Origin of the sequence: Brachybacterium kimchii, assembly GCF_023373525.1 — a bacterium.
Classification (GTDB): Bacteria; Actinomycetota; Actinomycetes; order Actinomycetales; family Dermabacteraceae; genus Brachybacterium; species Brachybacterium kimchii.
The window spans coordinates 2,098,031-2,122,787 of sequence record NZ_CP097218.1 but is presented as its reverse complement, the minus strand read 5'-3'; the positions used below and the strand labels follow the sequence as shown (position 1 = coordinate 2,122,787).

The 24,757-nt window shown below is 72.7% G+C and carries 20 protein-coding genes; 14 read left to right on the top strand and 6 right to left on the bottom strand.

Annotated features, from left to right (window positions below; genetic code table 11):
• Position 1: 1 nt before the first annotated feature.
• A complete protein-coding gene (gene ppdK, locus M4486_RS10035) occupies positions 2–2,737 on the bottom strand; it encodes a pyruvate, phosphate dikinase (RefSeq protein ID WP_249481013.1) in 2,736 nt (911 codons plus the stop codon).
• A gap of 156 nt (positions 2,738–2,893) precedes the next feature.
• Between ppdK and M4486_RS10030 the strand changes: the two genes are divergently transcribed.
• Genes M4486_RS10030 through M4486_RS10020 form a run of 3 tightly spaced genes read left to right on the top strand, consistent with a single transcriptional unit; the run spans position 2,894 to position 6,142 of the window.
• On the top strand, positions 2,894–4,000 hold the full coding sequence (locus M4486_RS10030; RefSeq protein ID WP_249481012.1) for a glycosyltransferase: 1,107 nt from the start codon (positions 2,894–2,896) through the stop codon (positions 3,998–4,000).
• Positions 3,990–4,430, top strand: coding sequence for a GtrA family protein (locus tag M4486_RS10025; RefSeq protein WP_249481010.1), 441 nt, complete (start codon positions 3,990–3,992; stop codon positions 4,428–4,430). Before M4486_RS10030 ends, M4486_RS10025 begins: the two co-directional genes overlap by 11 nt.
• 47 nt (positions 4,431–4,477) lie before the next feature.
• Positions 4,478–6,142, top strand: coding sequence for a DUF6020 family protein (locus M4486_RS10020; RefSeq protein ID WP_249481008.1), 1,665 nt, complete (start codon positions 4,478–4,480; stop codon positions 6,140–6,142).
• On the opposite strand, the gene purB is transcribed toward M4486_RS10020, so the two are convergent.
• Positions 6,084–7,490: an adenylosuccinate lyase gene (gene purB / locus M4486_RS10015; RefSeq protein WP_249481006.1), complete on the bottom strand. Its 1,407-nt coding sequence runs from the start codon at positions 7,488–7,490 to the stop codon at positions 6,084–6,086. The two genes, M4486_RS10020 and purB, sit on opposite strands and share 59 nt — an antisense overlap.
• Positions 7,491–7,622: 132 nt before the next feature.
• Between purB and M4486_RS10010 the strand changes: the two genes are divergently transcribed.
• Positions 7,623–8,027 (top strand): phage holin family protein, encoded by a 405-nt coding sequence (locus M4486_RS10010; RefSeq protein WP_249481004.1) that lies wholly within the window; start codon positions 7,623–7,625, stop codon positions 8,025–8,027.
• A 147-nt stretch (positions 8,028–8,174) separates the two neighbouring features.
• The gene (locus tag M4486_RS10005; protein WP_249481002.1) at positions 8,175–9,290 is read left to right on the top strand and encodes a histidinol-phosphate transaminase; all 1,116 of its coding nucleotides are present in this window, start codon (positions 8,175–8,177) and stop codon (positions 9,288–9,290) included.
• 40 nt (positions 9,291–9,330) lie between these two features.
• Here the strand turns inward: M4486_RS10005 and M4486_RS10000 are convergent, their stop codons facing one another.
• Positions 9,331–10,257 carry a spermidine synthase gene (locus tag M4486_RS10000; protein WP_249481000.1) on the bottom strand — a complete coding sequence of 309 codons (927 nt, stop codon included), beginning with the start codon at positions 10,255–10,257 and terminating at the stop codon, positions 9,331–9,333.
• A 62-nt stretch (positions 10,258–10,319) separates the two neighbouring features.
• On the opposite strand from M4486_RS10000, the gene M4486_RS09995 reads away from it, so the two are divergent.
• The 7 genes from M4486_RS09995 (at position 10,320) to M4486_RS09965 (ending at position 18,620) form a co-directional block, all read left to right on the top strand.
• A complete protein-coding gene (locus M4486_RS09995; protein ID WP_249480998.1) occupies positions 10,320–11,738 on the top strand; it encodes a hypothetical protein in 1,419 nt (472 codons plus the stop codon).
• Between the two features lie 79 nt (positions 11,739–11,817).
• Positions 11,818–12,993, top strand: coding sequence for a thiamine pyrophosphate-dependent enzyme (locus tag M4486_RS09990; protein ID WP_249480997.1), 1,176 nt, complete (start codon positions 11,818–11,820; stop codon positions 12,991–12,993).
• Complete coding sequence (locus tag M4486_RS09985) at positions 12,990–13,973, top strand: alpha-ketoacid dehydrogenase subunit beta (protein ID WP_249480995.1); 984 nt, start codon at positions 12,990–12,992, stop codon at positions 13,971–13,973. The genes M4486_RS09990 and M4486_RS09985 overlap by 4 nt, the downstream gene beginning before the upstream one ends.
• 88 nt (positions 13,974–14,061) lie before the next feature.
• Positions 14,062–15,579, top strand: coding sequence for a dihydrolipoamide acetyltransferase family protein (locus M4486_RS09980; RefSeq protein ID WP_249480993.1), 1,518 nt, complete (start codon positions 14,062–14,064; stop codon positions 15,577–15,579).
• Positions 15,580–15,655: 76 nt separating this feature from the next.
• Positions 15,656–16,543: a fluoride efflux transporter FluC gene (locus M4486_RS09975; protein ID WP_249480991.1), complete on the top strand. Its 888-nt coding sequence runs from the start codon at positions 15,656–15,658 to the stop codon at positions 16,541–16,543.
• Positions 16,540–16,977 (top strand): fluoride efflux transporter FluC, encoded by a 438-nt coding sequence (locus M4486_RS09970; RefSeq protein WP_249480990.1) that lies wholly within the window; start codon positions 16,540–16,542, stop codon positions 16,975–16,977. Before M4486_RS09975 ends, M4486_RS09970 begins: the two co-directional genes overlap by 4 nt.
• 2 nt (positions 16,978–16,979) lie before the next feature.
• Positions 16,980–18,620 carry a CopD family protein gene (locus M4486_RS09965; RefSeq protein WP_249480988.1) on the top strand — a complete coding sequence of 547 codons (1,641 nt, stop codon included), beginning with the start codon at positions 16,980–16,982 and terminating at the stop codon, positions 18,618–18,620.
• A gap of 104 nt (positions 18,621–18,724) precedes the next feature.
• Here M4486_RS09965 and M4486_RS09960 read toward each other — a convergent pair whose 3' ends face one another.
• From M4486_RS09960 to M4486_RS09950, 3 genes are all read right to left on the bottom strand, one after another.
• The gene (locus tag M4486_RS09960; RefSeq protein ID WP_249480987.1) at positions 18,725–20,194 is read right to left on the bottom strand and encodes a flavin-containing monooxygenase; all 1,470 of its coding nucleotides are present in this window, start codon (positions 20,192–20,194) and stop codon (positions 18,725–18,727) included.
• Between the two features lie 160 nt (positions 20,195–20,354).
• Positions 20,355–21,221, bottom strand: a complete 867-nt coding sequence (locus M4486_RS09955) for a hypothetical protein (protein ID WP_249480985.1) — start codon at positions 21,219–21,221, stop codon at positions 20,355–20,357.
• Complete coding sequence (locus tag M4486_RS09950) at positions 21,218–22,252, bottom strand: N-acetylglucosamine kinase (RefSeq protein ID WP_249480984.1); 1,035 nt, start codon at positions 22,250–22,252, stop codon at positions 21,218–21,220. The genes M4486_RS09955 and M4486_RS09950 overlap by 4 nt, the downstream gene beginning before the upstream one ends.
• Positions 22,253–22,467: 215 nt before the next feature.
• On the opposite strand from M4486_RS09950, the gene M4486_RS09945 reads away from it, so the two are divergent.
• Positions 22,468–23,766: a sugar ABC transporter substrate-binding protein gene (locus M4486_RS09945; protein ID WP_249480983.1), complete on the top strand. Its 1,299-nt coding sequence runs from the start codon at positions 22,468–22,470 to the stop codon at positions 23,764–23,766.
• Complete coding sequence (locus tag M4486_RS09940) at positions 23,763–24,737, top strand: carbohydrate ABC transporter permease (protein WP_249480981.1); 975 nt, start codon at positions 23,763–23,765, stop codon at positions 24,735–24,737. The genes M4486_RS09945 and M4486_RS09940 overlap by 4 nt, the downstream gene beginning before the upstream one ends.
• The last annotated feature ends 20 nt before the right edge of the window (positions 24,738–24,757 follow it).

The window sequence follows — 24,757 nt, the reverse complement described above, 5'->3', positions numbered from 1 at the left end:
CTCACGGCTGCGGCGTGAACCCCTCCTCGAGGAGCGTCGCGCGCCCGCACTCGAGGCGCGCGACGGGCACCCGGAACGGGGAGCACGAGACGTAGTCGAGGCCGAGCGAGTGGAAGAAGTGGATGGAGGCGGGGTCGCCGCCGTGCTCCCCGCACACGCCGAGCGTGAGGTCCGGGTTGGTGGCCCGTCCGCGCTCGGCGGCGATCCGCACCAGCTCGCCCACTCCGTACTGGTCGAGGGACTCGAAGGGGCTGTCGGAGAGGATGCCGCGCTCCTTGTAGGTGAAGAAGAACCCGGCCTCGACGTCGTCGCGGGAGAAGCCCCATGTGGTCTGCGTGAGGTCGTTCGTGCCGAAGCTGAAGAACTCGGCGGCCTCGGCGATCTCCCCGGCGCGCAGGGCGGCGCGCGGCAGCTCGATCATCGTGCCGATCCGAGTGGTGAGCTCCTCCCCGGCCCCGGCACCCGCCCCGGCCCCGGCGCCCGCACGGGCCTCGGCCACGACCTCCTCGGTGACGTCGTCGATCTCCCGGCGGATCGCCCGCAGCTCGCGCACGGACCCCACCAGCGGGATCATGATCTCGACGTGCGGGTCCCCGCCGTCGGCCCGGACCTCGAGCTCGGCCTCGAGGATCGCGCGCACCTGCATGCCGAACAGCCCGGGGATCGTCAGGCCCAGCCGCACGCCGCGCAGCCCCAGCATCGGGTTCTGCTCGTGCAGCCGCTCCACGGCGGCGAGGACCTTCCGCTCGTGCGGCTCGATCCTCCTCCCGGACTCCTCGGCGCGGGCGATGCGCACCGAGAGGTCGGTGAGGTCCGGCAGGAACTCGTGCAGGGGCGGGTCCAGCAGCCGGATGGTCACCGGCAGGTCGCCCATCGCCCGCAGCAGGCCCGCGAAGTCCTCCCGCTGCGCGGGCAGCAGCTCCGCGAGGGCCTCCTCGCGCTCGGCGGGGTCGCCCGCGAGGATCAGCTTCTCGACCTGGGCGCGGCGCTCGCCGAGGAACATGTGCTCGGTGCGTGCGAGGCCGATGCCCTGCGCGCCCATCTGCCGGGCCCGCTCGGCGTCGGCCGCGGTGTCCGCGTTCGCGCGCACCTGCATGCGCCGGACCTCGTCGGCCACTCGCATGAGCCGGTCCACCGAGCGGACCAGGGCCGACGCCCCGGGGTCGTCGGCGGCCAGATCCCCTTCGAGGTACTGGGCGACCTCGCTGGGCTCGACGGGGATGCGGCCGGCGAAGACCTCGCCGGTCGCGCCGTCGATCGAGAGCACGTCCCCCTCCCGGGCGACGACCTCCCCGCCCATGCGGATCTCCCGCGCCTTCGGGTCGACGTCGAGGGACTCGGCCCCGCACACGCAGGTCTTGCCGAGCCCGCGGGCGACCACGGCCGCATGGGAGGTCTTGCCGCCGCGGGAGGTCAGCACGCCCTCGGCGGCGAGCATGCCGCCGAGGTCGTCGGGGTTGGTCTCGCGCCGCACCAGCAGGCAGTCGCGCCCTTCCTGGGCGCGGGCGATCACGGTCTCCGAGTCGAAGACGACCTCGCCGACGGCGGCGCCGGGGGAGGCGCCCATCCCGCGGGCGAGCACGTCGCGCTCGCCGCTCGCGAAGCGGGGGAACATGAGCCGGGTGAGCTGCGCGCCGCTCACGCGGGTGAGGGCCTCGCGCTCGTCGATCGCGCCCTCGTCCACGAGGGTCGTGGCGATGAGGAATGCCGCGGCGGCGGTGCGCTTGCCCACGCGGGTCTGCAGCATCCACAGCTTCCCCGACTCGATCGTGAACTCGATGTCGCACAGGTCCCGGTAGTGCTCCTCGAGCACGTCCATGGTGCGCAGCAGCTCCTGGTACGCATCGGGCAGCACCTCGCCGAGCTCCTCGAGGGACCGGGTGTTGCGGATGCCCGCGACGACGTCCTCGCCCTGCGCACCCACCAGGAAGTCGCCGTAGACGCCGTGCTCGCCGGTCGACGGGTCGCGGGTGAAGGCGACGCCGGTCGCGGAGCGGTCGTCGAGGTTCCCGAAGACCATCGCGACCACGTTCACGGCGGTGCCCAGCTCGTGGTCGATGTGCTCGGCGTTGCGGTAGATGACGGCGCGCGGCGCGTTCCATGACTCGAAGACCGCGCTGATCGAGCCGCGCAGCTGCTCGCGCGGATCCTGCGGGAAGGGGCTCCCGGTCTCGCGCTCGATGATCTGCTGGTACCGGCCGACGATCTCCCTGAGAGCGTCCGCGTCCAGTCCTGCGTCGTCGGCGGCTCCGCGGTCCTCGCGGACGGCCTCGAGCGCGTCCTCGAACATGCTCGCCCCGATGCCGAGCACGGTCGCCCCGTACATCTGCAGCAGACGCCGGTAGGAGTCCTGGGCGAAGCGCTCGGAGCCGGACTGCGCGGCGAGCCCCTGCACGGTCTCGTCGTTCAGGCCGACGTTCAACACCGTCTCCATCATCCCGGGCATCGAGATCGCCGCGCCCGAGCGCACGGAGACCAGCAACGGGTCCTCGCGGTCGCCGAAGCGCCGGTCGATCTGCTGCTCGACGTCCTCGAGCGCGGCGGTCACCTGCTCGGCGAGCTCGGGCGGGTTCTGGCCGTGGTGCATGACGTAGCGGCAGGCGTCGGTCGTGATCGTGAAGCCCGGCGGGACGGGCAGGCCCAGCCGGGTCATCTCGGCGAGGTTCGCCCCCTTGCCGCCCAGCAGGTCCTTCTGGTCCTTCGAGCCCTCGCGGAACGGGTGGACGAATGTGCTCATCCCCATCACCTCTCGACCTCTCCCCGCGGCGGGGAGTGAGGCGGCGGCCCGGGACGGCCGGACCGTCCGGTGCGTCCTTGCACCTGCGTTCACTGTAGGTTCACCAGGGGTTCAGGGGAAGAGGCGGTGCCGCTCTCCCGTTGCTACTCTCGCGCCGTGACGTCCACTCCGCCCCCGCCGCAGCAGCTCGACATCGCGGCCATCGTCCCCTGCTACAACGAGGAGGCGACCGTCGCGAAGGTCGTGTCGGACCTGCGCAGGACGTTCGACGGCATCACGGTGTACGTCTACGACAACAACTCGAAGGACGCCACCCGGGAGCGGGCCCGCGAGGCCGGCGCGATCGTGCGCACCGAGACCCTCCAGGGCAAGGGCAACGTGGTGCGCCGCGCCTTCGCCGACGTCGATGCGGACGTCTACCTGCTCATCGACGGCGACGACACCTACGACGTCGCCTCCGCGCCCGCGATGGTCGAGGCCCTGCTCGAGGGCCCCTACGACCACGTGCTGGGCTGCCGCGTCGACGACCCGGACAACTCGGCGTACCGCAAGGGCCACGCCTGGGGGAACCGCTTCTTCAACCGCGTGGTCTCGAGGCTCTTCGGCGAGCCCGTCACCGACATGCTCTCCGGATTCCGCGTCTTCTCCCGACGCTTCGTGAAGTCCTTCCCGGCGCTCTCGCAGCGCTTCGAGATCGAGACGGAGCTGACGGTCCACTCGCTGGCCACCCGCGTGCCCCAGATCGAGAAGCCGGTCGGCTTCGGCGAGCGGCCCGACGGCAGCGAGTCCAAGCTCAGCACCTTCTCCGACGGCCGACGCATCATCCTCACGATCGCCAAGCTCTTCGCCTTCGAGAAGCCGTTCGTGTTCTGGGGCGCCGCGAGCATCGTCGCCTTCCTGGCCGGCCTGATCAGCGGCATCCCCGTCATCTCGGAGTACGCGCGCACGGGCCTCGTGGAGCGCTTCCCGACCGCGTTCCTCGCGGCGATCTTCATGGTGATCGCCTGCCTGATGGTGACCGCCGGCGTGATCCTGACCGGCACCACGAGGAACCGGCACGAGGCGGCGCGGCTCGCCTACCTGGGGCTCGCCCCGGTGACCACCCCGGGCCTCGCGCCGCAGCGCGAGTTGTCGCCGGAGGAGCTGCGCGCGCCGCAGCACGAGCGTGCGCCCGAGCCGATCGTGCCCGAGAGCGCGCCGGTGGTGCGAGGTGACACCGACCGCCTTCAGCGTCGTGAGGGGCAGAGCCTCGGTGGCCGCTGAGCGCGCGACGTCCCTGCGCGCCCTGGTCGGGCGCTTCCTGGTCTCCGGCGGCGCCATGGCGCTGCTGGACCTGTGCCTGTACTCGGGCGGGACGCTCCTGATGCACTGGCCGCCGATCGCCGCGCACGTCGTCTCCACCCTGATCACGATCTGCGTGAGCTTCGCGGTGAACCGCGCCTTCGTCTTCCGGGCCCACGGCACCGGCGTCCGGGCGTTCGTGCCGTTCCTGGCCGTCACCCTGGTGACCGCGCTCGTGATCCAGTCCCTGATCATCACCGGGGTGGTGCACGCGTGCGGCGCGCTGTTCCCGCAGGCCCCCGAGGGCGTCGTGGCGATCGCCGCGAAGATCATCGCCGTCGGCGTCGCCGCGGTGTGCAACTTCGTGAGCTACCGCGTGATCTTCTCCCGCACCGGGAGCGCCCGGGTCTGACGGCGGGTCGCGCTCGGGCCGGATCCCGAGTGTGATGGGATGCCCGTGTGGCGCTCGAGCTCCTGCGCGGCGGCGCACGCAAGGTGGTGTTCGCGCTCGCGCCCGCCCTTCTCCTCGCTCTGGTTGACGCCCTCGCCGTCCCCGTCGAGCAGATGCCGTGGAGCGGCGGGAGGGTCGGCCGGCACCTCGTGGTCGCGGCGGTGATCGCCGCGGGGATGTGGATCCTGCTCAGCGCCGTGGACGCGCGCACCGCGAGGGATCGGCGCGCGCCGGGCAGCCCCGCCTCGTGGCGGTCGTGCCTGGGCATGGCAGGGATCAGCGCGGTGCTCTGGCTGCTGATGTGGGCGGCGGTGGGCCCGCTGGACGCGATGAACGACACCTATTGGAGCATCCGCAATCCGCTCGGCGTCGCGCCGCAGCAGCCGCTCGTCTACTCGATGATCATCAGCGGCGTCGTGCACGGGCTGCGCCTCGTCACCGGCAGCATGCTCCCGGGGATCATCGCCCTCGTGCTGCTGCAGGTGATCCTGTACGGCCTCGGCCTGTCCTGGACGCTGCGGGTGCTCTCGAGGACGGGGGTCCCGCGTGCGGTGCTCCTCGTCCTCGCGGTGGTGCTCGGGCTCCTGCCGATCACGGCGAACTTCACGTTCGCCCTGGTCAAGGATGCCGCGTTCACGGGCTTCACGCTGCTGCTGGTGCCCGTGCTGCTGACCATCCAGCAGACGGGCGGGCGGTGCCTGCGCAGTCGGGGCTTCCTCTGCGCGATGGTGGTGTCGGCGCTCGGCTTCGCCCTCACCCGGAACAACGCTCTGGTGATCCTCGTGCTGGTCGGCGTGCTCATCGTCGTGCTGGCGCGGAGGGCGCGGCGCACGGCGTGCGTGTGGGTCGCGGGCATCGTGGTGGTCGCGCTGCTCCCGCAGCAGATCCTGACCTTCGCCGCGGGCCCGCAGAAGAGCGTCGAGAGCCTGGGCGTGCCCCTGCAGATGGTGGGCAGCACCCTCGTCCACGAGCCGCAGTGCATCGCGCCCGAGGACGCCCGCACCCTGGAGAGGATCATGCCGGCGCAGACGTGGCGCGACGTCTTCCGCCCGCAGAGCGTGGACCCCGTGAAGTACGACCCCGCCTTCTCCGAGGACGCCCTCCAGGGCTCCCGGGGCGAGTTCCTGGCGGTCTTCGCCCGCACGCTGGGCCGCTGCCCGGGGCCGATGCTCGCCGGATACCGCGATCAGACCTCGCAGCTGTGGCGGTGGGACGCCATCGGAGTCGGCGGCACCTCGCAGTCGTTCTTCCTCGAGCCGATCTCGAACGCGCCCGGGGACCGTGACGAGATCCTGGCGGACCTCGCGGGCCACGGCGTCACGAAGCGACCGCTGCTGGGGGAGACCGTCGGCGCGCGCATGGAGGCCGTGTACCGCGGAGGGCTGGAGGCCACACCGGGTGCAGGGACCTGGGTGTGGGCGCTCGCGCTCGTTATGGCGGCCGCCTGGTACGGCCGACGGGGCGAGGTCCTCGTCGTCGCCTTCCCGGCCCTGCTGCTGTGGGCGACCCTGATGGCGGCCGCTCCCATCGCCGAGCCCTTCCGCTACGTTGCCTACCTGCCGTGGATCCTGGCGATCTCGGCGGTCGTCCTGCTCTGGGGGCGCGGGCGGGCGGTCAGTCGTCCAGGTGCCCCACGAGCCGCGGCGCGCAGCCGACGTACGACGCCGGGGTGAGGGCCAGCAGACGATCCCGCTCGGCATCGGGCAGGCCCAGATCTCCGATGAAGGCTCGCATGTCCTCGCCGGTCACGCGGTGTCCGCGGGTGAGCTCCTTGAGTCGCTCGTAGGGGTTGTCCAGGCCTTCGTGGCCCTGGACGCCCAGGGTGCGCATGACGGACTGGACGGCCTCGCCGAGCACCTCCCAGTTGCCCTCGAGGTCGGCGGCCATCGCCTCGGCGTCCACGTCGAGCCCCGCGAGGCCCTTGGCGATGTTCTGGATCGCCAGCAGCGAGTGCCCGATCGCAGGGGCCACGTTGCGCTGCGTCGTGGAGTCGGTGAGGTCGCGCTGCATGCGCGAGGTGACGAGGGTCTGGCTGAGCACGTCGAGCAGCGCGCCGGAGATCTCGAGGTTCGCCTCGGCGTTCTCGAAGCGGATCGGGTTCACCTTGTGCGGCATCGTCGAGGAGCCCGTGCCGCCCTGCGCGGAGAGGCGCTGACGGAAGTAGCCCAGCGAGATGTACGTCCACACGTCGGTCGCGACGTTGTGGAGGATGCGGCCCGCGCGGGCCATGTCCGCGTACAGCTCGGCCTGCCAGTCGTGGGACTCGATCTGGGTGGTCAGCGGGTTCCAGGTGAGGTCGAGGTGCTCCACGAAGCTGCGGGAGATCTGCTCCCAGTCGGTGTCCGGCACGGAGATCGCGTGCGCCGCGTACGTGCCGGTCGCGCCGTTGATCTTCCCGAGGGTCTGGTTGGCGGGGATCCGCCGCGCCTGCCGCTGCAGACGGTGCGCGAACACCGCGAGCTCCTTGCCCAGTGTGGTGGGCGTCGCCGGCTGGCCGTGGGTGCGCGAGAGCATCGGGACGTCGGCGGTCTCGCGGGCGAGGTCGGCGATCTGGGCGACCACGCCCTCGAAGGCGGGCAGCCACACGTCGCGGACGGCGCCCTTGATCATGAGCGCGTAGGCGAGGTTGTTGACGTCCTCGCTCGTGCAGTAGATGTGCACGATCTCGGCGAGCGGCTCGAGGGAGGTGCCCTGCAGGCGGCGCTTGATGTAGTACTCGACGGCCTTGACGTCGTGCACGGTCTCGCGCTCGATCTCCTTGTGCTCGGCGATGCCCTCGGCGCCGAAGTCCTCGGGGATCGCGCGCAGCAGGGCGCGCTCGTCCTCCGTGAGCGTGCGCAGGCCCGGGATCGCCTCGTTGTCCAGGAGGTGGATGACCCACTCGGTCTCCACGATCAGCCGGGAACGGTTCAGGGCCGCCTCGGAGAGGTGGTCGACCAGCGGCGCGACCTGGTCGCGGTAGCGGCCGTCCAGCGGCGTGAGGGCGATCGGGGGCGTCAGGTCGGCGAAGCTCTGCGGCATGGCCCCATTGTTCCAGAGCGGCGCGCGGGCACGCGCCGTCGGCCGGATGGCGAGGCAGGGCGAGGCGGGGCCGCGGGCCCACGCGCGGAACATCCCCTGGTCGCTCACGGGCGGCTCTGGAAGACTTCACCCATGTTCAGGTTCATCGGGCACCTCATCATCGTCGGCGTCGCACTCTGGCTCACCTCCCTCCTGCTGCCGGGCATGCACCTGGGGGAGGGCGACGGCACGATCCTCGGCCAGGTCCTCACGGTCGCCGGCATCGCGCTGATCTTCGCGATCGTCGACGCGATCGTGAAGCCGATCCTCTCGTTCTTCGCCCTGCCGCTGACCTGTCTCACGCTGGGGCTGTTCATGCTGGTCATCAACGCGCTCATGCTGCTGCTCACCGCGTGGGTCGCGGGCCTGTTCGGTCTGCCCCTGGAGTTCGACAGCTTCTGGTGGGCCCTGCTCGCCGGCGTGATCGTGGGCCTCCTGTCCTCGATCTTCGAGGCGATCCTCGGCGTGGACGGCGACCGGGACCGCGAGCGGGCCTGACGAACCGGGACCGCGAGCGGGCCTGACGAACCGGGGCCGCGAGCGGGCCCGACGGGCGGGCGCGGCCGGGCCGGCCCGACCCGCACGGTCCGGCCCGGATCCTGGGGCGTGCGGCGCGAGGCGTGCCCGTCGGCCTAGCCTGGGGGCATGCCCGCCACCCCCGCCGAGAACATCCGCCTGCGCTCCGCCCTCGATGCGCTGCCCGCCTACGTGCCCGGGAAGCCCGCGGCCGACGACGGCGTGCGCCGCTTCAAGGTCTCCTCGAACGAGTCGCCGTTCGAGCCGCTGCCGCAGGTGGTCGAGGCCGTCAACCGGGCCACCCTGCACGCCAACCTCTACCCGGACATGGGCGCCCTCGACCTTCGCGAGGCGATCGCCGACCACCACAGCACGTCGCGGCGCGCCGTCGGCCCCGAGAACATCGCCCTGTCCACCGGGTCCGTCGCCGTCTCCGGCGACCTGGTGCGGGCGCTCGTGGATCCGGGCGACGAGGTCGTCTTCGCCTGGCGGTCCTTCGAGGCCTACCCGATCCTGGTGCGCAGCCACGGCGGCGTCGACGTCCAGGTCCCGCTCACCCCCGCCTTCGAGCACGACCTGCCGGCGATGGCGGAGGCGATCACCGAGCGCACCCGTCTGGTCATCCTGTGCACCCCGAACAACCCCACCGGGCCCGCGCTGACCACCGCGCAGATCGAGGACTTCCTCGCGCGCGTGCCCGACCACGTGGTCGTCGCCCTCGACGAGGCCTACCGCGAGTTCGTCGACCCCGTGCGCCTCGCCGACACCGCCCGCCTCTTCGCGGAGCACGGCAACGTGGTGCTGCTGCGCACCTTCTCCAAGATGCAGGGCATCGCCGGGCTGCGCGTGGGGTACGCGGTCGCGCACCCGCGCCTGGCGGCGGCGCTCGGCCAGGTCACGGTGCCTTTCGGTGCGAGCTCGATCGCGCAGGCCGCGGCACTGGCGACCTTCGAGCCCGACGCCGCGGCCGAGCTCGAGCACCGTGCCGCCTGGATCCGCGAGCAGCGCGGGCGCCTCGAGCAGGTCCTCGCCGCCCAGGGCTGGGAGCTGCCCGTCTCGCAGGGGAACTTCGTGTACTTCCCGCTCGGGGAGCGCAGCGCGGAGTTCGCCGCCTTCGCCGACGCCCGCGGCCTCGTGGTCCGCGCCTACGGGACCGACGGCGTGCGCGTCACCGTGGGGGAGCGCGAGGCGAACGACCTGCTCCTCTCAATCGCCCAGGAGTGGCGCGAGGCGCAGGAGGGCTGACCGCGCTCGCCGTCCGTGCCCGGCGCACGGCGCTCGGTGCTCAGCGGGGACGGGGAACGGGCCGCGACCCGTGCGCGTCCTCTCCCATCCCACCGATCAGGCGGCTGGTCTCGGCCGGGTCCAGCACGACGGCCGGATGCGGGCCGCCCGCGAGCCAGCGCTCGCGCAGGCGCTCGGGATCCGTGCCGCGCGATCGCTCCAGCCCGGGCCCCGCGGCCAGCACCAGGTTCCCCTCGTCGAGCGCGCGCACCACGTGCTCGTTCGCCAGGGTCCACACGCCCGCGAGACCCGCCGCCTCGGTCGCGGCGTCGAGCGCCCGCGCCTGCGCCGCGAAGAAGCGCAGGCCCGCGTCGTCGCCCACGTTCACCGCCATCACCCCGCGCTCGGACAGGCGCTCCAGGGCGTCGGCGAAGAATCCCTCGCGGGTGAGGTGCGCCGGCGTGCTCTGCCCGCTGAACACGTCGACGACGATCACGTCGAACTCGCCCCTGTCGCCCGACCCGCCAGGCCCGCCAGGCCCGCCCGGCCCGCCCGACCCGACCGACCCCATCGCCGCGAGCTCCTCGGCCGCATCGCCGATCCGGACCTCGAGGTCAGTGCCGGGCGGCAGAGGCAGCGCGGAGGTCACGAGGTCCGGGAGCTCCCGCTCGATCTCGACCACCACCTGCGGGGAGCCGGGGCGCGTGGCCTGCACGTACCGCGCCAGCGTGAGCGCGCCCGCCCCGAGGTGCAGCACGCGCACGGGCGCCCCGGGCTCCGCGGCGGTGTCGACCACGTGGGCGATGCGCCGCAGGTACTCGTGGCGGATCACCCTCGGGTCCTCCAGGTCCACGTGCGACTGCTCGATGCCCCCGACGTCGAGCGCGAAGCCGTGCTCGCTGTAGCCGTCGGGCCGGATCCGGGCGAGGAGGTCCGAGTGCGCCAGACGCGCGCTCATGGCGGCTGGACGCGGCGCGCGGTGGGTCACGCTTTCAGCCTAGACTCAGGGGACGAGTGCCGCGGATCACGAAAGCGGCGGAGGGGAAGACCATGACCGGACCGATGCCCGAGGGCCCGCAGAACGGCCAGCCGCACCAGGACGGACAGGGGGAGGCCTACCCCTGGCGGCAGCAGCACCCCGATCCCGCACAGGGTCAGGGGAGTGCGCAGAGCCAGGACTTCGCGCAGAACCAGGACCTTTCGCAGAGCCAGGACTTCGCACAGAACGAGGGCGGCTCGCCGCAGTCCTCCGCCTCGTGGCCGTCGGGCCCGAGCTCCCCGGCGCCGCAGTACCCGGGTGCGCAGGGCGCCGCCGGGGCGAGCGGCGCGGGTGCGCCGTACGGCGGGTCGGGCCCCGGAGGACCAGGGCAGCCCAGCGGGCCGGGAGGATTCGGTGGATCGGGCGGTCCCGGCGACCCGAACCAGCCGCCCCGGAAGAGCCGCACGGGGCTGATCATCGGGCTGGTCATCGCCGCCGTCGCCTTCCTCCTCGTGATCGTGCTCGTGGTGGTGATCGCGGTCGTCGTCGGCCTGGGCAAGCGCGACGACGGGGGAGGCGGGGGCGCCGCGAAGACCGCCTCGCCCGAGGAGCAGGTGAGCGCGCTCGGCAAGGAGTACATGGACTCCCTGGTCGACGGGGATCCCCAGCCCGCGCTCGAGGTGATCAAGGCCCAGGACCACTCGAACCAGGAGACCCTCGAGGAGGACGCCTACGCGAAGGCGCTCAAGGAGGCGCCGGTCGCCGACGTGACCATCGGCGAGCCGCAGATGTCGTCGCTCTCGGGGAAGGTGACGGTCGACTACACGGTGGGCGGCAAGCCCGCGAGCGGCGAGATCTCGATGCAGGACTACGACGACGACGGCACCTACGAGGTGGTCACCGGTCTCGAGACGTACATGGACGTGCCGGAGGGCTTCTCCGGCCTGGGCCTCACGGTCAACGACGCCGAGGTGAAGCCCGGCACGGAGTACTCCGCGCTGCCGGGCTCCTACACGGTGGGCATGGACGAGAAGCTGTTCGGCCTCGACGGGGAGACGACCCTGGTCTACGGGCTGGGCGACGACTACCCGGACTGGCCCAAGGCGAAGCTCACGGACGACGGCCAGAAGGCCTTCCGCGAGGCCGTCAAGAAGTCGGTCGACAAGTGCGTGGAGCAGAACACGCTCAAGGCCGGCTGCGGCCTCCAGAAGATCCAGGGCACGTCCTCCGACGGCTGGAAGGCCAAGGACAAGACGGTCAAGCGCTCCCTTCCGGGGTCCACCGAGCGCAAGCTCGAGAAGCTCACGGCCGAGCCCGGGTACGACGAGGTCACCTACGTGACCGCGAAGGACTCCATCGGCGGCGTGGACACCACGATGGAGTGCAGCAAGGGAGGTCAGAAGGGCACCTGCAACCTGCTCTACGGCGGCAGCCTGGGCAGGCCCTCCGTCGACCTCGCCGATGACAAGCGCCCGGTGACCTGGGACTGATGCGACCGGCCACCCGGGTGGCGACCCGCTCACGGCGATCCCGTTGGAACTTACGGCTCCGTAGGTTAACCTCGTCCCCGTGAGCGTCTTCCGCACGACAATTCCCGAGCACGCCGACGACGAGCCCCTGATCCAGCTCGTCGCGCCGGACGGCACCCGCACCCCCCACGAGGAGCTCGACGCCGCCGTCGCCCACCTCACGGGCGAGGACCTGCGCCGCTACTACCGCGACATGGTGATGATCCGCGCCGCGGACCTCGAGGCCACCTCCCTGCAGCGCCAGGGGCAGCTGGGCCTGTGGGCGAGCGCCCTGGGGCAGGAGGCCGCGCAGATCGGTGCCGGCCATGCGGCCCGCACCCAGGACTACCTGGTGCCCACGTACCGCGAGCACGGCATCGCCTGGGCGCGCGGCATCGAGCCCTGGCGCCTGCTGGACGTCTGGCGCGGCATCGCCCACGGCAGCTATGACCCCTACGAGCTGCGCACCCATCCCTACATGCTCGTGCTCGGCGCGCAGGTCCCGCAGGCCGTCGGCTACGCGATGGGCCTGCAGCGCGACGGCCTCGTGGGCACCGGCGACCTCGAGTCCGACACCGCGGTGCTCACCCTGTTCGGCGACGGCAGCTCCTCGGAGGGCGAGGTCAGCGAGGGCTTCACCTTCGCCGCCTCCTTCCAGGCGCCGACGGTCTTCTTCACCCAGAACAACCAGTGGGCGATCTCCGTGCCCGCCACCGTCCAGTCCCGGGTCCCGCTCGCCCAGCGCTCGCGCGGCTGGGGAATCCCCAGCGTCCGCATCGACGGCAACGACGTGCTGGCCGTCTACGGCGCCGTGCGCCTCGCGCTCGACGCCGCCCGCGAGGGCGAGGGTCCGAGCTACATCGAGGCCGTCACCTACCGGATGGCCGCGCACACCACGAGCGACGACCCCACGCGCTACCGCGCCCGCGCCGAGGAGGAGGAGTGGGCGGCGAAGGACCCGATCGACCGCCTGCGCCGCTACCTCGAGGCCCAGGACGAGGTCGACGAGGAGTTCGTCCGCCGCTGCGAGGAAGAGGGCCACGACCTGGCGATGGCCCTGCACCACGAGATCCACGCGATGGCCGATCCCGACCCGATCGAGATCTTCAGTCACGTCTACGCAGATCCGCACCCGCTGGTCGAGGCCGAGCGGGCGGAGTTCGAGCGCTACCGCTCCCAGTTCGAGGACGCCGGCGACCAGGCCGCCTCCGAGTCCGCCGAGGAGGGCCGTCGATGAGCACCGTGAAGCTTCCGATCGCGAAGGCGATCACCGCGGGCCTGCGCGACGCCATGCGGGCCGACGAGAAGGTCATGCTGATGGGCGAGGACATCGGTCTGCTCGGCGGCGTCTTCCGCGTCACCGACGGACTGCACGCCGAGTTCGGCGGCGACCGCGTCGTGGACACCCCGCTGGGCGAGGCGGGCATCGTGGGCACGGGCATCGGCCTGTGCTACCGCGGCTACCGGCCCGTGGTCGAGATCCAGTTCGACGGCTTCGTCTTCCCCGCCTTCAACCAGATCACCACGCAGCTGGCGAAGATGCACTACCGCACCCGCGGGCAGGTGCGGGTGCCGATGGTCATCCGCATCCCCTACGGCGGCGGCATCGGCGCGGTCGAGCACCACTCGGAGAGCCCCGAGGCGCTGTTCGCCCACACCGCGGGCCTGCGCATCGTCACCCCCTCGAACGCGCAGGACGGCTACTGGATGACCCGCGAGGCCATCGAGTCCGACGACCCGGTGATCGTCTTCGAGCCCAAGAAGCAGTACTGGATCAAGGGCGACGTCGACACCGACGTGCGGCCCGCGACCGGCATGCACAGCGCGAAGATCGTGCGCCCCGGGAGCGACGCGACGCTGCTGGCCTGGGGCCCCTCGGTCTCCGTGGCCCGTGAGGCCGCCGAGGCCGCGACCGAGGACGGCCTGGACCTCGAGGTGATCGACGCCCGCTCGATCTCGCCCTTCGACGTCCCCACGGTCGTCGAGTCGGTGAAGCGCACCGGCCGTCTGGTGATCGTCCACGAGGCCCCCGTCTTCGGGGCGATCGGCGGCGAGGTCGCAGCCCGCGTCTCCGAGCAGTGCTTCTTCCATCTCGAGGCGCCCGTGCTGCGCGTCGGCGGCTATCACACTCCCTACCCGCCGGCGCGGATGGAGGAGGCCTACCTGCCCGACCTCGACCGCGTGCTCGACGCCGTCGACCGTTCCCTCGCATACTGACGGCGCCCCACCGCCTCCGCCTCCCTGCGATGTCCCCTTCGCCCACTGACCAGCGCCCCCACAGCGGCGTGAACGGAAGGACCCGACGATGAGCACCCTCGTCATGATCACCCTCACCGACCCCGGCGAAGGACTCACCGAGGCCGAGATCCTCGACATCAAGGTGAGCGTGGGCGACACGGTCGCCATCAACGATCCCGTCATCGAGGTCGAGACCGCGAAGTCCGCCGTCGAGCTGCCCAGCCACATCGCCGGCCGCGTCACCCGCGTGCTCGTCGCCGTGGGCGACGAGGTGCAGGTGGGCGCCCCGCTCATCGAGGTCGACACCGATGCCGACGGCAGCGGCCCCGCGCCCGCCGGATCGGCCGACAGCGCCGGCGCCGCGCCCGACGGCGCCGCCACCGAGCCGGACCCGTCGGCCGAGGAGCTCGCGGCCCAGGCCCAGGAGGCGACCGGCGAGACCTCCGAGCCCGTCGACGACACCGTGCCCGCCACTGCCACCGCTGCCGCCCCCGCCCCCGCCCCCGAGGACGAGCAGCCCAAGAACCTCGTGGGCTACGGCGCGCGCCCGAGCAGCGCCCGCCGTCGGCGCCGCGCGGCCGCGCAGGAGGGCGAGGACCCGCAGGTGCCGATCGACCGCATCCTCGCCAAGCCGCCCGTGCGCAAGCTCGCCCGCGACCTCGGCATCGCCCTCGCCGACGTCTTCGCGACGGGCCCCGGCGGGACCGTCACCCGCGAGGACGTGCTCGCCGCGCAGCAGCGCGCGATCGGCGACGAGATGCCCGGCGACGGCGACTACTTCCCGGACGAGTCCCCGCAGGCGCCCGCCTCGCTGCACGGCACCATGAAGTCGGCGACCAGCCAGCCCATGAACCAGCAGTCGTTCTCGGGTGTGACGAGCGACGACCGGACCACGCGGGTGCCGATCCGCTCGGTGCGCAAGCGCACCGCCGAGGCGATGGTCTCGAGCGCCTTCACCGCCCCGCACGTGACCGTGTTCAACGAGGTCGACATGACCGCGACCATGGACCTCGTGCGCTCGCTGCGCGCGTCCCGCGAATGGGCCGACGTCAAGATCTCCCCGCTCGCGATCGTCGCGAAGGCCCTGCTCGTCGCGATCCGCCGGAACCCCGAGGTCAACGCCTCGTGGGACGAGGCGGCGCAGGAGATCGTCTACAAGCACTTCGTGAACCTGGGCATCGCCGCGGCCACCCCGCGCGGCCTCATCGTGCCCAACATCAAGGACGCCCACCTGCTCACCCTCAAGGAGCTCGCCGAGGGCATCAACGACCTCGCGAAGACCGCGCGCTCCGGGTCGACGCCGCTGTCGGCGACGCGCAACGGCACCATCACGGTGACGAACTTCGGCGTCTTCGGCATCGACTCGGGCACCCCGATCCTGAACCCGGGCGAGTCCGTGATCCTGGGCATGGGCGCGGTCAAGCAGAAGCCCTGGGCGGTCGACGGGAAGATCGAGATCCGCGAGGTGACCCAGCTCGCCCTGAGCTTCGACCACCGCCTCATCGACGGCGCGCTCGGCTCGGAGCTGCTGCGCGACATCTCCGCGGTGCTCGAGCAGCCCCAGCTGGGCCTCGTGTGGGGCTGAGCCCCCGCGACGCCGCCGTGGTGACCGTCCGCGGCGCGCGCAGGTCCGCCCGCCTTCTCCTCGGTACCCTGGTGCGGTGACCACGCCTCCCGCACCGCGCCGCCGCGACGATCCGCGCATGCGCACCGTCGAGATGGAGGCCGTCAGCGTCACCGCCGAGGAGGAGGACTCCGAGACCCTCAGCTCGGGCCCCGGACTGCCTCCGCTGTCCTGGCAGCGCACGCTGCTGCTCGTGGCCTGCGGCGGCGTCGCGGGCGGAGTGCTGCGCGAACTGTTCACGCTGCTCATGCCCACGATCCAGACGCCCACCCTCATCGAGGTGCCGCGCTCGACGCTGCTGGTGAACGTGCTGGGCTGCGTGGGCCTCGGGATCCTCACGGGCCTGCTCGAGCGTCAGCCCGACGCGCCGCGCTGGATGCGTCCGCTGCTGGGCATCGGCTTCCTCGAGGGCTTCACCATCTACTCCGGGGTGGTGCTCGAGGGCTCCGCGATGATCGGCGCCGACTTCCCGGCGCTCGCGTTCGTGTACGGAGCGATCACGGTGTTCGGTGCGATCGGCGGGGTGCTGCTCGGGCTGGGTCTCGCCGCGCTGCTGCACCGGCGCGGGATCCGGCTCGGTGGGAGGCCCTTCGGGGGTGCCCGCGCCGCGCACACGCCGGTTCCCGCCCGTTCTCACCGCTTCGCCCGCGTGGGCCACGGCAGCGCCGCACGGCCCGCCTCCGGGACAGGGACGGGTGCCGACGCGGACTCCGGGAGCGGGAGCGCCGAGGCCCTGACGCCCGAGTCCGACGCGTCCGACGCCCCCGCGCCCGTGCCCTCCCTCGACGCCCCGGGCGACGCCGAGGTGCACACGACGCTCTCCTCCGCGACGCCCGCCGCCCCGAGCCCGCGGTCGCCCTCGCGCCCGAGCCCGCGGTCGGCCGCGCCGGCGCCCCGCCGCCCGAGCGAGGGGGAGGGGCGATGACGATCCTGCTGGGCATCCTCTCCGTGCTCGTCGTCGGCGCCGGATGCGGCATCGGCGCGGCCGCGCGCTGGGCCGTGCGCGAGAGCTTCTCGCGCGCCATCGATCGGCGTGAGAGCCCCTCGATCCTCCTCGAGGTCGTGCCGTGGCCGACGATGATCGCGAACGTCGTCGCGTGCTTCCTGCTGGGCATCGTCGTCACCCGGATCGGCGCGGAGCCCACGGGTGCCGTGCGCTACCTGTTCCTGCTGCTCGGGGCGGGCGTCTGCGGCGGACTGTCGACCCTCGCGGGCGCCGCCCTCGACGTCGTCCAGCTCGCGCGTCGCGGCACCCCGGTGATCTCCGTCGGCTACCTGCTGGTGACCGCGGCGCTCGGCATGGCCGCGCTCTGGCTCGGCGTGCTCGTCACCCAGGGCATGGGCTCGGCCGGCGCGTGAGCATGCTCCCTGTCCTCCTGGGGGTGATCGAGGACCTCGCCGCGGCCGGCGCGCTCGGCGCCTCCCTGCTCGCCTGCCTGGTGCTGGTCGCGCCGGCGGACCGTGCCCGCGCGATGACCCCGATCGCGGTGCTCGGCGGCGTCTGGACCCTCACCCAGCTGCTGGCCCTCGCGCCCGCACCGCGTCTGGTGCCCGCTCTTGTCGCCGCCCTCGCCGCCCTCATCACGCTGCTCGCGGCGGGCCTCGGCACGAGTGCCCGTGCCCGGATCGTCGGCCTGCTCACGGGAGTGCTCGCGGTCCTCGGCATCACGATCCGGGTGCTCGGCGACCAGGGGTTCCTGCTCCCTCAGGCAGGGGCGGCCGTGCCAGTGCTGGTGCACGTCCTCGCGATGTCCGTGTGGCTGGGCGGGCTCGGCGCGATCCTGCTGCTGCGCGCCCGCGGCCCGCTCACGGACGCGCGGGCCGTCATCTCCCGCTTCTCCCATCTGGCGCTGCTCGCGTGGTGCGTGCTCGCGCTCAGCGGGCTGTGGGCGCTGCTGACCCGCCTCGGCTCGCCGCTGGACCTCGTGACCACGGCCTTCGGCCTCGCGGGTCTCGCGAAGATCGTGCTGCTGCTCGCGCTCGGCGTCCTCGGCGCGCTCCAGCGGAGGCACCTGGCGACACGGATGAGGGCCGACGGGCCGGGGCGTCCCTTCGTCCGGCTCGCCGGCATCGAGCTCGTGCTGATGGTGGTCGCCGTGGCCCTCGGCGGGATCCTCGCGCTCCTGCCGGCCCCCGGCCTCCTCGGCGGCGCGGCGGCGGGCCCGGCGGCGGAGCTCACCGGCCACGCCCTGCCGTCCGCCCCGAGCGCGGCCGCGCTGCTGACGTCCTGGCGGCCCGACGCCCTGGTGATCGCCCTCGCCCTCGGCCTCGTGTTCGCGCTCCGCTTCCCGCGCACGGGACCCCGCCCGTCGCGACATGCGCGCTCGACCGAGGCGCGACTCGTCGTCGGGGCCGTGCTCCTCGTGCTCGTCGTCTGCGGACCTCTCGGCGTCTACGGCCCGGTGCTGAGCTCGGCGCACCTGCTGCAGCAGGGCCTCCTGCTCGTGGTCGTCGGGCCCCTCCTCGCCAGTGCAGTGCCCACGCCCGGCGGACTCGTCCGTCTGCTGCACCGCGACCCGTGGGTCGCACCGCTGCTCGCGCTCGGGCCGACGTGCCTGCTCGTCCTCGTGCACGCCACGCCGTGGCTGCTGGGGCCGGCGCTCGCGACGATCCCCGGGCACGAGCTGCTGCTCCTGGCCCCGGTGGTCCTGGGTGCGCTCACCTGGTGGACCGTGGACCCGGGCGCGGGTCCCCTGCGGGACGGAGACGAGGGCGCAGGTCCGACGGAGCCCACCGGTCGCCTCCGCGCGTGGCGCATCGTCCTCGCCGCCCTGCCCGTCGCGGGACTCGCGGTGAGCGGACTGGCCGTCGCGCTCGGCAGCACGCTGCTGGCCTCCGACCGCTTCGGCGCGACGGGGCGCACCTGGCGGGCGGACGCCCTCGCGGATCAGCAGACGGGCGGCTGGATCCTCGTGGGCCTCGCCGTGCTCGCGGGGATCGCGCTCGCAGCTCGGGGCGTCGCGTCCCGGACGTCGCGCCTCTCCGCCCGCACGGGCGGGTGACCGGACCGTCCGGCGATCCGGCTCGTCGGCCGAGCGCCGGGCCGCCCGACAGATCAGTCGGCCCGACAGATCAGTCGGCCCGGCCGATCAGCAGACCCGACCGATCAGTCGAAGAGCGCGCGCACGGAGCGCAGGCGGGCGAGCAGCAGGTCGCGATCCACGAAGGGGACGAGGGCGCGGTCCTCGGCCGCCGCGGAGCCAGATGCGCCGGAGCCCGACGCGCCCGCTCCCGCGCTGCGACGGTCCTCCCGGCGCGGCGGCAGCAGCGCGCCGAGGCGGCCGCGCAGACCTGACTCGCCGGGCAGCGGCACCTGGGCGTCCGAGCCCTCGCGCAGACGCTGGAACTGCGCGGCCTGCGGGGTGCCCTCGCGCTCGGCGTGCAGGGCATAGGCGGCGACGTCGGCCTGCTCGACGAGCAGGGGCAGCACGCCGCCGTTCACGCGCTGCTGGCCCAGCAGCACGAGGTCGCCGCGGCCGCGCGGGAAGGCGCCGAGGAACAGGTCGAGCTCACCGCTCGCGGTGCGGGGCACCACGTCGTCGGGGAGGTAGTCGGCGCCCTGCTCGTAGCCCGTCGCGAAGACGATGACGTCGGGCGCGAAGTCCGCGTGGGCGCGGTTCCCGCCGGTGAAGGACACCGTGCCGTCCTCGTCGATCGCCTCGACGTCGCCCGTGGGGGTGACGCGGCCGTCGCGGATGCGCGGGGCGATCTCGTCGGAGACGATCACGGCGTCCTCGAGCAGGGGAGCGGCGGGCCTGGGCAGGCCCAGCGACTCCGGGGCGCCGACGGCGCGGCGCACGACCTGCTCGGCGATCTTCTCGTTCAGCCCGCCCAGCACGGAGGGCTCGCGGGACGCGGCGACGTCGCCCGGCTGCCCGCCGATCGTGCGCGGGACGATCCAGTGGCCGGTGCGCACCGACCAGCGCACCTCGAGCGCGCGGCGGGCGGCGTCCACGGCGATGTCGGCCGCGGACTGGCCGGAGCCGACCACGAGCACGCGCCTGCCCTCGAGGCCGTCGCTGCCCTCCCAGTCCGACGAGTGCAGGGTGCGGATGCCCTCGGGCACGTCACCGGCCCATTCCGGCAGGTGCGGGCGTGAGGAGACGCCATGGGCGGCGACGATCGCGCGGTAGACCGTGACGCGGCCGTCGGAGAACTCGACCTGCCACACGCCCTCCTCGAAGGGCTTCGCGGTGCGCACCACGAGGCGCGGCAGGAAATGGTCGGTGAGGTCGTAGCGGGCGGCGTAGGCGCGCAGGTACTTCGACATCTGCGCGGGGCGCAGGAAGGGCGGGAAGGAGACCGGCTGGATCATGTCCTCGTACTGCGTGAACTGCGTCGAGGAGATCATCTCCATCGCCGGCCAGACGGGGGAGTCCTCGCGCGAGGTGCTCCAGATGCCGCCGACGTCCTTGCCCGCGTCCACCAGGTCGAAGGGCACGCGGAGCGCCTTCAGCGCGGCCGCCGCGGCGAGGCCCGCGGGGCCCGCGCCGACGACCAGGACCTTCTCGCGGCTGGGGACGTCGACGCCGGCGTCCTCGGCGGAGGTCTGCTGCGTGGCGGAGGCGTGGGACATCGCGGAGGGCCTTCCGATCGGGGCTTGCGGATCATGGCCCCCGGCGCACCGGTCCCGTCGGACGCGAGGTCCGGTCGGGGCGACGACGCCGTGGGGCGCGGCCATCCTATCCGCGACCCCGTCCGCGGGGTCCCAGCGGACGGCGATCATCCTGCGGCGATCACAGGACCGTGATCACGACGGAGATCCCGAGCGCGACGACCACCGAGGTCATCACGTGCCCGAGGAGCGCCTGCAGCCGCACCAGGCGGCGGGCTCCGCTCGTGAGCGGCACGTTCTCGTTCGCCGAGCCCGAGACCTGGACGATCATGGAGACGTAGAGGTACTCGTCGAAGCCGCGCTGCGGGGCGGACAGCTCGAAGGCGTCGCCATGGCCGTCCTCCGCCGCGTACTCGACGGCGAGGGTGATCGCTGTGGAGTACCAGGTGCACAGGATCGCGGCGATCGTCGTCACCAGGAGCACCACGCGGTAGGGGCCGGACTCGCTGAGCAGGAGCAGCACGATCGCGAGCACCGCGAGCATGACCAGCCCCAGTGCTTCGGAGCTGACGGATCCGCGCCCCGAGACCCATCGCAGCCAAGCGGAGGCGCGCCGTGCCCGTGCCAGGCGCGCGGCGATCACGACGTCGCGCCGGGGGAGACGGTGGAAGGTCCAGTGCGTGAGCAGCGCGAAGCTCGCGGCGTACACGGTGATCGCGATGACGGCGAACGTGCCCGGGAGGGAGAGCGCCTCGCGCTCCCGCTCGCTCGGGAACAGCGAGCTCAGCGCGAAGGTGGCGGCGAGGGAGAGGACGACGGTGACGGTGAGGGCGATCGTGTTGCGGCGGTTCTCCGAGCGCAGACGGAGCGCGAGATCCGCCTCGCGTCCGGCTCGCCGGGCACGTCGCTCCCGCGCGCGGGCCAGGCGCTCGCGCCGGCGGTGCGCCGAGGCCGCTGCGGCTTCTCGCGCGCGTGCGCGGGGGTCTGCACGGGGGTCGTCGGCTGCACGGGGCTCTTCGTGCGCAGTGTCCTCCGCGGGCGCGCTCATCGGATCGGGCCGGCGGCGCCGTCCGGCCCGCCCGCCGCCTCGCGCGCCAGGCGGAGCGCCCCGGCGAGACCGTCCTGGACCGGGGCCACAGTGCGCCCCGCCGCTTCGAGCCAGGTCACGAGGTCGTCGTGGATGGGGCCGGAGGTCGTGAGCACGCCGCCGGCGAGCACCACGGGCAACGCCGCCTCGGGGTCCAGGCGCTGCACGGTGCGGGAGAAGTGCCGGCCCGCGCCGTCGAGGATCCCGCGGGCGACCTCGTCGAACTGGTCCTCGCACAGGGAACCGGGCAGCGGCGCGAAGCGGCCCAGGTCGGCGAGGGAGAGCGGGTCGATCGCGGCGACCAGATCCTGTCGCGGATCGCCGGTGGGGGAGAGCGGGACGAGCCCGTCGCGCAGATCGAGCTCCAGCACGTCGCCGAGCGACTCGGTGAGGCGGGTGCGCGGTCCGCGGCCGTCGATGTCCGCGGCGACCGCCTGCAGCACGGCGCGCCCCAGCCAGACCGCGGAGCCCACGTCCCCGAGCAGCCATCCCATCCCGTCGCAGCGCTCCGCGGGACGGCGGCCCTCGAAGCGCACGCACACGGAGCCGGTGCCGGCGAGCAGCAGCAGGCCGTCCTCGCCCACGCCCGCGCCGAGGAAGGCGGTGAGGTGGTCGTCGGTCGCCGTGAGGCGGGCCGGCTCGATGCCGAGCGGTGCGAGCGCCTCGGCCACCGCGGCGGTGATCTCCCGTCGGCGGGCCGCGCCGTTGCCCGCGAGGCCGAGCACCGCGGCGCCCACGCGCTCCCGCGCCGCCACGGGGCCGTCGATGCCGGCCGCCTCGAGAGCCCGACGGGCCGGCTCGGCGAGCGCCGCGAGCGCTCCGGGGCCGCTCGAGCGCAGGTTCGCACCGGGCCCCAAGACGGGCTCGGCCATCAGCGGCGGATCGTCCGGATCGACCGGCGCGACGAGGAATCTGCTGCGGGTGCCGCCGACGTCCGCCACCAGCACGACGGGCGACGTCACAGCTCGGTCACGGTCCTGGGGAGCCTGCACGGGACCTCCTTCATCGTGGTAACTTCAGCATAGAAGATCGGCGAGGGAAGTTTTCTTGACGTTCGGCTCCGGGAGCGATCCCGGAGGGTGCCATCCCGGGTCCCCGGATCCTCGATGACGCTGCTTCTCGACGCGGTTCCCGCATCGCTCGACGACGAGACGATATCCACAGTGCCGCCCGGCACGTGCCGACCCGACAGCTGTGAGGAGTTCCGATGATCTCACGACGAGGTGTTCTCTCCGCCGGGGCCGCCGGCTCCGCCGCGCTCGGCCTTGCCGCCTGCTCGGGCGGCTCGGGCGGCAGCGACCCGACCGACACCGAGGCCAACGCCGACAAGACCATCACCCTGTGGATCATGCAGGGCACCAACGCGAAGACCGACGAGTACGTCGACGCGATCACCAAGGCGTTCAAGGACAAGACCGGCGCGACCCTCAAGGTCGAGGTGCAGCCCTGGGACGGCGCGCACGACAAGTTCGTGACCGCGATGAGCGGCGGCACCGGCCCGGACGTGGCCGAGGTCGGCACCACCTGGGTCCCCGAGTTCGCCGACGCGGGCGGCCTCGACCCGCTCACCAAGGACGTCGACGAGGCGGGCATCGGGGACGGCCTCGTGCAGGGCCTCGTGGACGCCGGCACCCTGGACGACGAGCTCTACGGCATGCCCTGGTACGCGGGCGTCCGCTCGATCCTCGCGGACAGGAAGATCCTCGAGGACGCGGGCGTGACCGAGCAGCCCGCCAGCTGGGACGACCTGCTCAGCATGATCGAGACGCTCAAGAAGAAGAACCCCGACATCATCCCGTTCCCCGTCGCGGGGGGCTCGATCTTCGCCGGCATGCCCTTCGTGTGGGGCGCGGGCGGCGACATCGCCGCCGAGTCCGGCGGGAAGTGGAAGGCCACGATCAACTCGACCGAGTCGGTCGAGGGCATCACCTGGTACACGGATCTCGCGCTCAAGCACGACGCGTCGACCGCGGCCGCCTCGAGCTGGCTCGAGACCGACTCCCTGGCCGCCTTCCAGCAGGGCAAGGTCGCCATGTTCATCACCGGCTCGTGGGTCCCCGCGACGATCAAGGCCGACGACGAGGACCTCTACAAGCGCCTGGTCGCCTTCACGATCCCCGCGAAGGACAAGGCCGTCGCGCCCTCCTTCCTGGGCGGGTCGCTGCTGTGCCGCTTCACCGAGACCGAGGAGCCCGAGCTCGCCTTCGAGCTCATCAAGCTCATGTCCACCGGCGAGCTCGCGACCAAGTGGGCGAAGGAGACGAACTACTTCCCCGGCGAGCAGAAGGCCCTGGACCAGGTCGTGTCCGACGGCGACGACCTCACCAAGGTCTTCGCCCAGCAGATGACAGAGGGCGGCACCACCGTCCCCGTCACCCCGGCCTGGGGACAGATCGAGGGCAAGAAGACGCTGTCCACCCTGTTCAGCGACATCCTCGGCGGCACCGACGCGAAGCAGGCCGCCGACGCCGCCGCCACCGAGATGGACAAGATCTTCGGCGGATGAGCGCGGCCACCTCCACCCCGAAGAACGCCGCGAACGCCACCGGGACCCTCGAGCGCCGACGGGTCCCGGTGCGCCGACGCCTCCAGCGCGGCTCCGCTCCCTGGCTGCTGCTCGCCCCGGGACTGGTGACCCTCGCGATCCTGCTGCTGTGGCCGCTGGTGCGGGTGCTGAACCTGTCCGTGCAGGACTACCGGCTGCGCAACCTCATCCGCGGGGACTCGAACTACACGGGCCTGACGAACTACCGGGAGATCCTCTCCGACCCGTTCCTGTGGGGCACGGTGCTGCCCAACACGGTGGGCTTCGCGGTCGTGTGCGTGGTGCTCACGATGGTCGTCGGGATCGTGGTCGCCCTGTTCCTGAACACCCTGGGCACCTGGTGGCGCAGCATCTGCACCACCGCGATCATGGTCGCCTGGGCGGTGCCCGCGATCACCGGCACCTATGTGTTCGTGTGGCTCTTCGACCCCCTGAACGGGCTGGTCGCGAGCACCCTGGACCAGCTGGGGATCATGGAGGCCGGCTCGTGGAACTGGTTCGCCAACCGCTGGGCGTTCTACGCGATCGCGACCGCGAACGTCGTCTACCACGGGTTCCCGTTCATCGCGGTCACGGTGCTCGCGGGCCTCGGCACCGTCCCCAAGGAGCTCTACGAGGCCGCGTCGCTCGACGGCGCGGGGCCCCTGTCCCGCTTCCGCAGCGTGACCATCCCGGGCATCCGCCCGATCCTCGCGGTCTGCATCATCCTGTCGACCATCTGGGACTTCAAGGTCTTCACGCAGATCTACCTGATGCCCGGCGGCAACGGCACCAACCGCGACGTGATGAACCTGGGCGTGTGGTCGTACTCGGAGTCCTTCGCCCAGGGTCTGTACGGACGCGGCTCGGCGATCGCCGTGCTGCTGACGCTCCTGCTGCTGGTGATCTCCGTGATCTACATGCGCTCGCTCATGAAGGAGGACGAGCTGTGAGCACCGCCCCTGCCGCCCGC